This window comes from Bradyrhizobium sp. 134 (assembly GCF_023074155.1).
Classification (GTDB): Bacteria; Pseudomonadota; Alphaproteobacteria; order Rhizobiales; family Xanthobacteraceae; genus Bradyrhizobium.
In genome coordinates this window covers 113,375-126,333 of sequence record NZ_JADPKX010000045.1, presented here as the reverse complement: position 1 = coordinate 126,333, position 12,959 = coordinate 113,375, and the positions used below count along the sequence as shown (strand labels likewise).

Here is a 12,959-nt window from a genome sequence, read left to right as displayed (position 1 = left end):
CTCGTGGCATTCGAACCTTCAAACAGGCCGGTGCTTCGATTTGGAGAACAGCTATCCCGCGTTGGCCTTCAGCCCCGCGGCCTGGATGCCTGCCACCGCACAGGCTTCATCATTGTCGGAGGTATCGCCAGAAATGCCGACGGCGCCGAGCAAGGTCGTGCCGTCCATGATCAGCACGCCGCCGGGAACCGGGACCAGCGCGCCCTTCGCAATCGTGTTCACGGCGTCGATGAAATAGGCCTGCTCCTGCGCGCGCTGGAACAGGGCGCGTGAACCCATGCCGAGCGCGAGCGCGCCATAGGCTTTGCCGTGGGCGATCTCAGCGCGCATCAGGCTGGTGCCGTCCTGCGCCGCGGCGATCTTGAGCACCCCGCGGGCGTCGAGGATGGTGACGACGAGCGGCTTCAGCTTCAGCTCCGTGGATTTCGCGAAGGCGGCGTCGAGGATCTTGCGGGCGGTGTCGAGGGTAAGGTCAGCCATGACTGGTTTCCTTTGCAAGGGGAGGGGTTGTGGATTGGGTCTGCGCACGATCGAGGCTCATCGCCAGCACGCGGGCGACGTGAAGCGCCTCGCGCTGGGCGCCGTCGTGGATCTGGTGTCGGCAGGAGGTGCCGTCGGCAATGACGAGCGTATTCTGGTCCGCGCGCCGCACGGCGGGTAGCAACGACAGCTCGGCCATCTCGATCGAGGCATCGTAGGTGTCCGCGCCATAGCCGAACGCGCCCGCCATGCCGCAGCAGCTCGACTCGATGGTCTCGACCTTCAGGCCGGGGACGAGGCGCAGCACCTGCTCGACCGTTTTGAACGCGCCGAAGGATTTTTGATGGCAATGGCCGTGCACAAGGGCTTTGTCGGCGACGGTGCCGAGCGGCAGTTGCAGCCGGCCCGCCTCGGCCTCGCCCACCAGGAATTCCTCAAAGGTCAGCGCGTGGGCGCCGACGGCCTTGGCGTCGTCGTCCTTGCGCAGCGAGGCGAGCTCGTCGCGCAGGGTCAAAAGGCAGCTTGGCTCGAGCCCGACGATCGGGACGCCGCGCGCGGCAAAGGGCGCGAAGGCGGCGACAAGACGATCGAGTTCAACTTTGGCTTCGTCGACGAGACCGGCGGACAGGAAGGTGCGGCCGCAGCACAGCGGACGGCTGCCGCTTGCGGGTTTCGGCAGATGCACGCGATAGCCGCCGGCCGCGAGCACGCGCAGCGCGGCCTCGAGATTTTCGCGTTCATAGATGCGGTTGAAGGTGTCGGCGAACAGCACGACCTCGCGGCCGGTCTCCGGCCCGACCGCTTCGGCCGGCGGCACGAACACGTCGCTGCGGAAGGCGGGCAGCGCGCGGCGGGCGCTGATGCCGGCAAAGCGCTCGAACAGTTTCCGCAGCAGCGGGCTGCGGTTGCGCAAATTCGCCAGCGGCGCGAAGCTCGACGCGAGGCCGGCATAGCGCGGGAGGTAGCCGACCAGCCGGTCGCGCAAGGTCAGGCCATGCGAGGCCGCGCGCGCGGCGAGCACCTCGATCTTCATCTTGGCCATGTCGATGCCAACAGGGCATTCGTGGCGGCAGGCCTTGCAGGACACGCAAAGCTTTAACGTCTCCATCATCTCGTCGGAGGAGAGCGTGCCAGCGCCAAGCTGGCCGGAGATCGCAAGCCGCAATGTGTTGGCGCGGCCTCGCGTCACGTCCTTCTCGTTGCGCGTCGCGCGGTAGGACGGACACATCACGCCGCCCTCGAGCTTGCGGCAGGCGCCATTGTTGTTGCACATCTCGACCGCGCCCTGGAAACCGCCGCCGGCCCCGGGATAAGCGGACCAGTCGAGTTTTGTCTTGATCTCTGCGACGCGATAGTCAGGCTTGAAGCGGAATAGCGAACGATCGTCCATCTTCGGTGCGTCGACGATCTTGCCGGGGTTGAGCACGCCCTCGGGATCAAAGCGCTGCTTCACTTCCCTGAAGTCGGCGACCAGGCGCTCGCCGAACATCGTTTCGTGGAATTCGGAGCGCACCAGGCCATCGCCGTGCTCGCCGGAATGCGAGCCCTTGTATTCGCGCACCAGTTCGAAGGCTTCCTCGGCGATGGCCCGCATCGCCTTGACGTCCTTGTCCAGCTTCAAATTCAGCACGGGCCGCACATGCAGGCAGCCTTCGGAGGCGTGAGCATACATCGTGCCGCTGGTGCCGTGCTTGGCGAACACCTCGCTCAGCCGTGCGGTGTAGTCGGCGAGATGCGGCAACGGCACGGCGCAGTCCTCGACGAAGGAGACCGGCTTGCCCTCCTGCTTCATCGACATCATGACGTTGAGGCCGGCGGCGCGGAAATCGGCGATCCCGCTCTGGAGCGCGGGCTCGGTGATGTCCACCACGCCGCCCCATTTGCGCTTGTCGTTGTTCCAGCCGAAGCCGAGATCGCCCATCAGCTCGCCGAGCTGCTTCAAGCGCACGAGGTTGTCCGCCTGATCCTCCTCGGCGAACTCGACCACGAGTACCGCATCCGGATCACCCTTGATCGCAGTGGAGATGATGGGTCGGAACATCGCGATGTCGCGGCCGAGTGCGAGCATGGTGCGGTCGACCAGCTCGACCGCGATCGGCTTGAGCTTGACCAGATGCTGGGCCGCGTCCATCGCCTCGTAAAAACTGCCGAAATGGCAGATGCCGAGCGCCTTGTTGCGGATCACAGGCCACAGCTTCAGCTCGACCTTGGTGGTGAAGGCGAGGGTCCCCTCGGAGCCGACGAGAAGGTGCGCCATGTTGTTGCGGGCATTGCGCGGCACCAGCGCATCGAGATTGTAGCCGCCGACACGGCGCTGCACTTTTGGAAAGCGTGCGGCGATCTCCCCGGCCTCGCGGGCGCCGAGATCGAGCATGTCGCGGAACAGGGCGCGGGCGCTGTCGTTCGCATCGAGATCGGAGAGATCGCGCGAGACCTCGCCGAAGCGGCTCAGCGTGCCGTCGGCAAGCGCGGCCTCCATCGACAGTGTGTTGTCGCGCATGGTGCCGTAGCGCAGGCTACGGCCGCCGCAGGAATTGTTGCCGGCCATGCCGCCGATTGTGGCGCGCGAGGCCGTAGAGACGTCGACCGGAAACCAGAGGCCGTGTTTCTTCAGCTGGCGGTTGAGGTCGTCGAGCACGATGCCCGGCTCGACCACGCAGGTGCGTCCTTCGACGTCGAGCGACAGGATCCGGTTCAGGTGCTTCGAGAGATCGACCACGAGACCGTCATTGACGGTCTGGCCGCATTGCGAGGTGCCGCCGCCGCGCGGGGTCACCTTCAGTCCCTCGTCGCGCGCGATCGCCAGCGCCCGCAAGGCCTCGTCCATGGTGCGCGGCACCACCACGCCATGGGGCATGATCTGGTAGAAGGAAGCGTCGGTGGCGTAGCGGCCGCGGCTGAAAGCGTCGAACAGGACGTCGCCGGTCACGTCCCGGGCCAGACGTGCCGCGAGGCCGTCCTTTTTGGCCGATTCCTGTGATTTCCCGGGCACTTCCGCCGCCATGGTCCGCTCTTGCCTGTTCGCCGCCCCGTCTTGCCTCCGGTCACGGCCCTTGGCAAGGCGAGCCCTGCTTCTTGTGCATTGACGGACCCCGCCCGGCGAGGGACAAGCCCGGCGAATAGTGATATTCGAGCGGCTCGCGCAGCCCCTTGAGACCAAAAGGCTGGAAGTCAAGCTGGGCTCAAGGCCAAGACAGACGCAAAAGACAGATTCAAAGACCGGGAAGGACGCCGATGACCGTGCATACTGGAAGGCATTTTCTCCAGATTCCAGGACCGACCAACGTGCCCGACCGGGTGCTGCGGGCGATGGACATGCCGACGCTGGATCATCGCGGTCCGGAGTTCGCCGAGCTCGGTTTCGCCGTCCTCGCCGGCATGCAGCGGGTGTTCCGCACCAAGCAGCCCGTGATCATCTTCCCCTCGTCCGGCACCGGCGCCTGGGAAGCCGCGATGGTCAACGTGCTCGCGCCCGGTGACAAGGTCCTGATGTGCGAGACCGGCCAGTTCGCCGTGCTGTGGCGCGGCATCGCCGACAAGTTCAAGCTCGACGTCGATTTCATCCCGAGTGACTGGCGCCATGGCGCCGATCTCGCCGAGATCGAGAAGCGCCTTGCCGCCGACAAGCAGCACACCATCAAGGCGGTCTGCGTCGTCCACAACGAGACCTCGACCGGCTGCGTGACGCCGCCGCTGGAGGTGCGCAAGCTGCTCGACCGGGTCAAGCATCCCGCGCTGCTGATGGTCGACACCATCTCCGGCCTCGGCTCGATCGAGTACGAGCACGATGCCTGGGGCATCGACGTCTCGGTCGCCGGCTCGCAGAAGGGCCTGATGCTGCCACCGGGCCTCGGCTTCAACGCCGTCTCGGAGAAAGCGCTCGCGGTGGCCAAGGCCAACCCCGGCATGCGCTCCTATTGGGACTGGCAGGAGGTCATCTCCTTCAACAAGCTCGGCACCTTCCCCTATACGCCCGCCACCAATTTGCTCTACGGCCTGCGCGAGGCGATCAAGATGCTGGAAGAGGAGGGGCTCGAGAACGTCTGGACCCGCCACAAGCGCCATAGCGCGGCGACGCGCGCCGCGATCAAGGTCTGGGGCCTGGAGACGCAGTGCGCCGATCCTGCCGCGCATTCGCCGGCGCTGACAGGCGTGCGCGTGCCTGATGGCCATGACGCCGATGCCTTCCGCAAGGTGGTGCTGGAAAACTTCGACATGTCGCTCGGCACTGGCCTGAACAAGGTCAAGGGCAAGGTGTTCCGCATCGGCCATATCGGCCATTTCAACGACCTGATGCTGATGGGGACGCTCGCCGGCGTCGAGATGGGCCTCGATCTTGCAAAGATCCCGCACCGGAGCGGCGGCGTGTTGGCGGCCATGGACGTCCTGAAGGGACGCGACGCGGTGCCGATGACCAAAGCTCAGGTGGCCTGAAGGCCCAGGTTGCCTGAACTAACCTAGAGAAAAGAGAGCGCGCGATGAACGCACCGACGACCGCCAACGAAGACCTGCTCTACTCCGTCACGGACGGCATCGCGCGGATCACCTTCAACCGCCCGCAGGCGCGCAACGCATTGACCTTCGCCATGTACGAGCGCATGGCGGAGATCTGCCAGGAGATTAACGCCGACCGCTCGATCAAGGCGCTGATCCTGACCGGCACCGGCGACAAGGCGTTTGCCTCCGGCACCGACATTTCTCAATTCCGTGCGTTCAAAACCGCGCAGGATGCGCTCGACTATGAGGCCCGCATCGACCGCGTGCTCGGTACGCTCGAGCAGTGCCGCGTGCCCGTGATTGCGGCGATCGCGGGGGCATGCACCGGCGGCGGCGCCGGAATTGCGGCTTGCTGCGACCTGCGCATCGGGACTGAAACGACGCGCATCGGGTTTCCGATCGCGCGCACGCTCGGCAACTGCCTGTCGATGTCGAACATCAGCCGCGTCGTCTCGCTGGTCGGCCCCGCCCGCACCAAGGATCTGATCTTCAAGGCACGCCTCGTCGAAGCGCCGGAAGCACTGGCGCTCGGCCTTCTCAACGAGATCGTCCCTGATGTCGAGACGCTGCAGCGCCGCGCCGACGAGACCGCCAGGCTCGTGGCGAGCCACGCCCCGCTGACGCTTGAAGCGACCAAGGAGGCAGTCCGCCGCATCCGCCGCACGCTGTCGCGCGAAGAGGGCGAGGATCTGATCCTCAAAGCCTATATGAGCGAAGATTTCCGCGAGGGAATGGACGCCTTCCTCAACAAGCGCACGCCGAACTGGAAGGGCAAGTAGCGCAGCTAGGCTGGCTTCGTCCGAAAGTCATAGGTAGCGGCATCCTCGCCTGCTTGAACTCGCTCGCAATAGTCCGCACAATGTGTCGATAAATTCCTGGCAAACAAAGCCAATAATCCAGGGGACGAAACTCGTGCGAATTCTAATGCAAGCTGTTGGCGTCGCAGCAGCGCTATCGTTGAGCACGCCGGCCTTTGCGGGATGGGAGCCGACCAAACCGGTCGAGATCGTGGTCGCGGCGGGCGCGGGCGGCGCCTCCGACCAGATGGCGCGGATGATGCAGGCCGCCATCCAGAAGAACAATCTGATGAAGCAGCCGATCGTGGTCTCGCTAAAGGGCGGGGCTTCCGGCGCTGAAGCGCTGATGTACATGAAATCCAGCGAGGGCGACCCCAACAAGGTGCTGATCGCCTATTCGCTGATCTACATGCTGCCGCTGTCGGCAAAGATCCCGTTCAACTGGCGTGAGCTGACCCCGGTTTCGGTGATCGCGCTCGACCAGTTTGTGCTGTGGGACAACAGCGCGGGTCCCAAGACGGTGAAGGAGTTCGTGGCAGCCGCGAAGGCGGCGAGCGCGCCGTTCAAGATGGGCGGCACCGGCTCAAAGCGCGAGGATCACGTGTTGACCGTGTTTCTCGAGCAGAAGACCGGCGCGAAATTCTCCTATCTGCCCTACAAGTCCGGCGGCGAGGCCGCGACCCAGCTCGTCGGCAACCACACCGAATCCAACGTCAACAATCCATCCGAAAATCTCGAGGTCTGGCGCGCGGGCCAGGTGCGTCCGCTCTGCGTGTTCGACAAGGAACGAATCTCCTACACCAGCAAGGTGACGGACACGCAGTCCTGGGCCGACATCCCCACCTGCAAGGAGGAGGGCGTCGATGTGCAGTATCTGATGCTGCGCGCGACGTTCCTGCCCGGCAAGGTCACGGCGGAACAGCAGGCGTTCTACGTCGAGCTGTTCCACAAGGTGACGCAGACGTCCGAATACAAGGACTACATGGAAAAGCAGGCGCTGAAGCCGATCTTCCTCACCGGCAAGGACATGGTACAATTCCTCGAGGAGGACGATGCAGTCAACAAGTCGCTGATGACGGAAGCCGGATTCGTCGCGAAGTGATTGCTTCACCTCGCCCCGCTTGCGGGGAGAGGTCGGATTGCATCGAAGATGCAATCCGGGTGAGGGGGGACTCTTCGCGAGTCCAACTCTCACCGTCCCCGCCGTGACTTCCCCTCACCCTAACCCTCTCTCCGCAAGCGGGGAGAGTGGATCAGCCGCAGCGGTTGTTGTCAGCTCATGCCCCAAACCGATCTTGAAATCGTCGTCGACGATCCGACCGCGCCCGAAGACGACTCGCCTTCCGTCGTCTCCTCCGGCACGATCGAGATATTCGTCTGTCTGCTGTTGCTCGCGTTGGCCGCCACGCTCGGCTACGACAATTGGCGCACCGGCGCCTCCTGGGATTCGACCGGGCCGGAGCCCGGCTATTTTCCCTTCTATCTCTCCGTCGTTCTCGGTGGTGCCAGCCTCTACGGCCTGATCGTGGCGCTGGTCGCGCACCGCGCGGCAGCTGAGACCTTCGTCACGCGCGCGCAAGCCCGCCGCGTGATGGCGGTGTTCGGGCCGACGCTGCTGTTCTGCGTGACGACGCAGTTTCTCGGCCTCTATGTCGCGAGTTTCCTCCTGATCGCCAGCTTCATGCGTCTGGTCGGCAAGATCGCGCTGTGGAAGTCGCTGCTCACCGCTGCTGTATTCACGGCGGTCATGTTCGTGACCTTCGACATCGCCTTCGACGTCATCATGCCGAAAGGGCCGCTCGAAGCGGCCTTCGGCCACTAAGGCGGGCCCGCGATGGAAGCTTTCGGTCTCTTGCTTCACGGCTTTGCGGTCCTGCTGACGTGGAAGACGCTCGCGCTGATGATGGTCGGGCTGGTGCTCGGCATCTTCGTCGGCGTCTTGCCCGGGCTCGGCGGACCCAACGGCGTCGCGATCCTGCTGCCGCTCACCTTCACGATGGATCCGACCTCGGCGATCGTGATGCTGTCCTGCATCTATTGGGGCGCGCTGTTCGGCGGCGCGATCACCTCGATCCTGTTCAACATCCCGGGCGAGGCATGGTCGGTCGCGACCACTTTCGACGGCTATCCGATGGCGCAGCAGGGCAGGGCGGCGGAAGCGCTGACGGCGGCGTTCACGTCCTCCTTCATCGGCTCGCTGGTCGCGGTGCTCCTGATCACCTTCCTCGCCCCGATGATCTCGTCCTTTGCGCTGAAGTTCGGTCCTCCCGAGTTCTTCGCGGTGTATCTCCTGACCTTCTGCTCCTTCGTCGGTCTCGGGCGCGAGGCCAAGCACAAGACTGTCATCTCGATGTCGCTGGGGCTGTTGCTCGCCGGCATCGGCATGGACACGGTGTCTGGCAATCTGCGCATGACCTTCGGCTCGTCCGAGCTGCTCCGTGGCATCAACTTCCTCGTCGCCGTCATCGGCCTGTTCGGCATCAGCGAGATCCTGTTGACGATGGAGGAGCGCCTTGCGCTGCGCGGACACGCGGCGAGCATTTCGCTGCGCGTCGTGCTGAGTGTGTGGAAAGGCCTGCCGAAATACTGGGTGACGCTGCTGCGCTCCTCCTTCATCGGCTGCTGGCTCGGCATTACCCCGGGCGGCGCGATCGCGGCCTCTTTCATGGGCTACAATCTCGCCAAGCGTTTCTCCAAGGATCCCGAGAGCTTCGGCAAGGGCCGCATCGAGGGCGTGTTCGCGCCCGAGACGGCGGCGCATGCCTCCGGCACCGCGGCGCTGCTGCCGATGCTGGCGCTCGGCATTCCCGGCTCCGGCACCGCCGCGATCCTGCTCGGCGGGTTGATGGTGTGGGGGCTCAATCCGGGACCGCTGCTGTTCGTCGAGCACAAGGACTTCGTCTGGGGCCTGATCGCCTCGATGTATCTCGGCAATGTCGTTGGCCTCGTGCTGGTGCTGACGACGGTGCCGATCTTCGCCTCGATCCTGCGCGTGCCGTTCGCCGCGGTGGCGCCGATGATCGTGGTGTCATGCGCGATCGGCGCCTATGCGATCCAGAACGCGATGTTCGATATCTGGCTGATGCTCGGCTTCGGCGTCGTCGGCTACGTCTTCAAGAAGATCGGCATTCCGCTCGCGCCGTTCACGCTGGCGCTCGTGCTCGGCAACCGCGCTGAGGATGCCTTCCGTCTGTCGATGATCGGTGCCGGCGGCGACCTCAAGGTGTTCTGGTCGAACGGCCTGGTCGGCTCAATCACGACCTTGGCGATCGTGCTGCTGTTTTGGCCTGTGATCGACGCCTTGCGGGGCTGCATGGGCTCGGCGCGGCGGGCGAAGCAGACGCCGAACTAGGCGGGCGAATCTATCGCCCCAGGTTCCCAGCGAAGGTATTATCATGCTGACAGGCCGCAGCGTGAGTGTTGCTGGTTGTTGAGTGGACTCACACCACTTTGGCGTCCCTGAGCTTGGCAATCTCGTCCGTGCCGAAGCCGAACTCCGTCAGCACTTCGTCGGTCTGCTCGCCGAATTCCGGCGGCCGCGCCACCATCCTGCTCGGCGTGCGCGACAGCGTCACCGGCTGGCCGACCAGGCGGATCTCGCGACCCTCTTCATTCGGCACCTCCTGCGCGATGCCGAGATGCCTGACCTGCTCGTCTTCGAACATCTGGTCGATAGCGTAGATCGGCCCGCAGGGCACGCCGGCCTCGTTGAGTTCACGGACCCACGTCTCGGTGGACTTCGTCAAGGTACGCTTCTCGATCTCGGCATTGAGCGCGTCGCGGTTCTTGGAGCGGGCGGGCGCGGTCAGATAGTCGGGATGGCTGTAGAGTTCCGGAGCGCCGATCGCCTGCGCGCAGCGCTCCCAGATCCGGCCGCCCGTGGTGGCGATGTTGATGTAGCCGTCCGAGGTCTTGAACACGCCGGTCGGAATGCTGGTCGGGTGGTTGTTGCCGGCCTGCTTGGCCACTTCCTTTTCCATCAGCCAGCGTGCGGCCTGGAAGTCGAGCATGAAGATCTGGGCCTGCAGCAGCGAGGTCTGCACCCACTGGCCCTTACCCGAAACCTCGCGCTCCAGCAGTGCGGTGAGGATGCCCATGGCACAGAACAGACCGGCGGTGAGGTCGGCGACCGGAATGCCGACCCGCATCGGGCCTTCGCCCGGCGCGCCGGTGATCGACATCAGTCCGCCCATGCCTTGCGCGATCTGATCGAAGCCCGGCCGCTTGTGGTAGGGCCCGTCCTGGCCGAAGCCGGAGATGCTGCCGTAGACGAGGCGGGGGTTGATCCTGGCGAGGCCCTCATAGTCGATGCCGAGCTTCTTCTTCACGTCGGGCCGGAAATTCTCCACCACAACGTCGGCCTTGGCAGCGAGGCGCTTGAACACGGCGAGCCCGCGCTCGTCCTTCAGGTTCAGCGTCATCGCCCGCTTGTTGCGATGCAAGTTCTGGAAGTCGGAGCCCCGCCGCGGCCCGCCCGGCTGTTCGCCGCCGGCATCCTCGGTGAGCGCGTCGATCTTGATCACGTTCGCGCCCCAATCCGCGAGCTGCCGCACGCAGGTGGGCCCGGACCGGACGCGGGTCAGATCGAGCACGGTGAAGCGTGACAGGGCTTCCGAGGCATGCGGAAAGGGCATCTTGATGGGCTCCGGGACAGATTGCGGGCCTACCATAGTGCCGAAAGACCATGCAGCAAGACGTCACGCGGCAGGTCAGGGCCGCGCGGATGCCACCTGTCGAAATGCAATGCCTGAGGGGCGCCCGCGAAGGATCAGCGCGCCAGCCGCTTCAGCTCAGTGCGCGCCTGCGCGGCCAGCGGGTCATCGCCGTGGCGCGCAATGAACAGCTCGAACGCCGCCCGCGTTCCCGTGCGACGGGCGGATTCGTACTCCTCCGCGACCGCAGCCGAGGGGTCGCGGGCCATTGGAACGGAGGGCGCGCGCCCCGCTGTGCCGCCTTGTTTGCCGCTCTCATCCGCGTTGGCTTTTCCGACCATGTCAGGCAGTCCTCCGAAGGGCAGTTGGCCCGGCCCTGCGAGCGCCACCAGGGCGCCGAACAGACCGGCCGAGAGGGAACGTGGTTTCATGATTTCACTCGCAACACGGCAGCTAGCCGGAACCGACGTCCTTGCCCTGGCCCGTATGAATACGGGATTTGATGGCTAACACGGCCTTACGGAAGGAGTCTGGACCGGTTCGCCAAAATTAAACCAAACGTTCAACTCTCAAGCTAGAATCACCTGTCGCGCCCCGAATCGAACGGGGTTTGCTGCTTCGGAGATTCCCTTGGCTACCGCCGTCAACGTCAGTGCCACCAACAACGCCGAGATCGACGGCCTGCTGTCGGGCTACAAATGGACCGGCACGATTACCTACAGCTTTCCGGACGCTGCAAGCGACTACGCCAGTCCCTACAGCGGCGGCAGCAGTGAGCCGACGACCTCGGGTTTTGCCTCGGCGCCGAGTCAGATGCAGGCGGCGATCAATTACGCGATCGGACTGATCCTCGGCTACACCAACGCCAACATCCAGTACGCCGGGACGAACGGCGCCGACATCATGGTCGCGCAGTCGCCGGCCGCCAGTCCGACCTCCTATGCCTATTACCCCGGCAACTATGCGTCCGGCGGCGACATCTGGTTCGGAACCGCCTACAACTATTCGCTGGCTGCGCTCGGCAATTATTATTTTGCGACTGCGTTGCACGAACTCGGGCACGCCCTTGGCTTGAAGCACAGTCAGGAGGCAGGCGGCCCCGCCAATGTCGCGGTGCCGAGCGCGCACGACGACAGCGAATACACCGTCATGAGCTATCGCAGCTATGTCGGTGCTTCGACCACGAGCGGCTACACCAACGAGGCCTATGGATATTCGCAGACCTATATGGCCAACGATATCCTCGCGCTGCAGACGATGTACGGCGCGGACTACACGACCCAGAGCGGGACCACCGTCTATTCATGGAGCTCCACCACCGGGCAGGAGTTCATCAACGGCGCTGGCCAGCCGGCCGACAATGGCGGTGCCGGTGGCTCGGCCAATCGCATCTACGAGACGATCTGGGATGGTGGCGGCGTCGATACCTACGACCTGTCGAACTACACGACGAACCTGACCATCAATCTCAATCCCGGCGCCTCGTCGGTGTTTTCCACCACGCAGCTGGCGTATCTCGGCAACGGCCATTACGCGTCCGGTAACGTCTACAACGCCTATCTCTACAACGGCGATACGCGCTCGCTGATTGACAACGCCACCGGCGGTTCCGGCAATGACATCATCATCGGCAACGCCATCGCCAATGTGCTGAAGGGCGGCGCGGGCAACGATACCATCACTGGCGGTGGCGGCAACGACACTATCGACGGCGGTCCCGGCACGGACACTGTCGTCTATTCAGGCAACAGGGCGGATTACCTCGTCACCTACAATGTGAGTTCAGCGACGTGGACCATCGCCGATCAGCGTAGCGGCTCCCCCGATGGCACCGACACCGTCACGGCGGTAGAGAATTTCAAATTTGCCGATGGCATTATCGACAGCACTGTTGTTGTACAGCCCCCTCTGCCAGATTTGACCGCGTCGTACGACAGCGTGAGCAGCACGACGATAGCGGCGGGCGGAAGCACTAACATCGACTTCTGGGTGGTGAATTTTGGCAAGGCTGCCGCCGCCGCGTCGATCTCGGGCCTCTATCTATCGACCGACGCAACGATCACGACTGGAGATACACTACTGACGACTGTGGCCTCGCCAGGGCTGTCGGCGAACGGGGCGACGGGCTATTTCGATCACCAGACGATCTCGCTGGAGCTGCCAGCCAATCTGGCGCCCGGCACCTATTACATCGGCGGAATCGCGGACTACAATAATGCAATTTCGGAAAGCAATGAGGCCAACAACAATCACAATGTTACGCAGATCACGGTGACTGCGCCGGCAAAGCCCGATTTGACCGCGTCGTTCGACAGCGTGAGCAGCACGACGATAGCGGCGGGCGGAAGCACTAACATCGACTTCTGGGTGGTGAATTTTGGCAAGGCTGCCGCCGCCGCGTCGATCTCGGGCCTCTATCTATCGACCGACGCAACGATCACGACTGGAGACACGTTACTGACGACTGTGGCCTCGCCAGGGCTGTCGGCGAACGGGGCGACGGGCTATTTCGATCACCAGACGATCTCGCTGG

The 12,959-nt window shown here is 64.2% G+C and carries 10 protein-coding genes; 6 read left to right on the top strand and 4 right to left on the bottom strand.

Annotation, left to right across the window (positions count from 1 at the left end):
• Positions 1-51: 51 nt before the first annotated feature.
• Both IVA75_RS15480 and IVA75_RS15475 read right to left on the bottom strand, forming a co-directional pair.
• Complete coding sequence (locus IVA75_RS15480; RefSeq protein ID WP_247290341.1) at positions 52-480, bottom strand: heme-binding protein; 429 nt, start codon at positions 478-480, stop codon at positions 52-54.
• On the bottom strand, positions 473-3,484 hold the full coding sequence (locus IVA75_RS15475) for an FAD-binding and (Fe-S)-binding domain-containing protein (RefSeq protein WP_247290338.1): 3,012 nt from the start codon (positions 3,482-3,484) through the stop codon (positions 473-475). The genes IVA75_RS15480 and IVA75_RS15475 overlap by 8 nt, the downstream gene beginning before the upstream one ends.
• 230 nt (positions 3,485-3,714) lie before the next feature.
• Here IVA75_RS15475 and IVA75_RS15470 point away from each other — a divergent pair, with 230 nt between their 5' ends.
• From IVA75_RS15470 to IVA75_RS15450, 5 genes are all read left to right on the top strand, one after another.
• Positions 3,715-4,914, top strand: a complete 1,200-nt coding sequence (locus tag IVA75_RS15470; RefSeq protein WP_247290336.1) for an aminotransferase class V-fold PLP-dependent enzyme — start codon at positions 3,715-3,717, stop codon at positions 4,912-4,914.
• Between the two features lie 44 nt (positions 4,915-4,958).
• A complete protein-coding gene (locus tag IVA75_RS15465; protein ID WP_204511855.1) occupies positions 4,959-5,756 on the top strand; it encodes an enoyl-CoA hydratase/isomerase family protein in 798 nt (265 codons plus the stop codon).
• 145 nt (positions 5,757-5,901) lie between these two features.
• Positions 5,902-6,876: a tripartite tricarboxylate transporter substrate-binding protein gene (locus IVA75_RS15460; RefSeq protein WP_247290334.1), complete on the top strand. Its 975-nt coding sequence runs from the start codon at positions 5,902-5,904 to the stop codon at positions 6,874-6,876.
• 177 nt (positions 6,877-7,053) lie between these two features.
• On the top strand, positions 7,054-7,596 hold the full coding sequence (locus tag IVA75_RS15455; protein ID WP_247290331.1) for a tripartite tricarboxylate transporter TctB family protein: 543 nt from the start codon (positions 7,054-7,056) through the stop codon (positions 7,594-7,596).
• A 12-nt stretch (positions 7,597-7,608) separates the two neighbouring features.
• Positions 7,609-9,126, top strand: coding sequence for a tripartite tricarboxylate transporter permease (locus tag IVA75_RS15450; protein WP_247290329.1), 1,518 nt, complete (start codon positions 7,609-7,611; stop codon positions 9,124-9,126).
• Positions 9,127-9,214: 88 nt separating this feature from the next.
• Here the strand turns inward: IVA75_RS15450 and IVA75_RS15445 are convergent, their stop codons facing one another.
• A complete protein-coding gene (locus tag IVA75_RS15445) occupies positions 9,215-10,408 on the bottom strand; it encodes a CoA transferase (RefSeq protein ID WP_027566732.1) in 1,194 nt (397 codons plus the stop codon).
• A gap of 134 nt (positions 10,409-10,542) precedes the next feature.
• Positions 10,543-10,857 carry a hypothetical protein gene (locus IVA75_RS15440; RefSeq protein WP_247290327.1) on the bottom strand — a complete coding sequence of 105 codons (315 nt, stop codon included), beginning with the start codon at positions 10,855-10,857 and terminating at the stop codon, positions 10,543-10,545.
• A gap of 199 nt (positions 10,858-11,056) precedes the next feature.
• On the opposite strand from IVA75_RS15440, the gene IVA75_RS15435 reads away from it, so the two are divergent.
• Positions 11,057-12,959: M10 family metallopeptidase C-terminal domain-containing protein (locus IVA75_RS15435; protein WP_247359382.1), on the top strand; the 1,903-nt coding region annotated here is incomplete at its 3' end.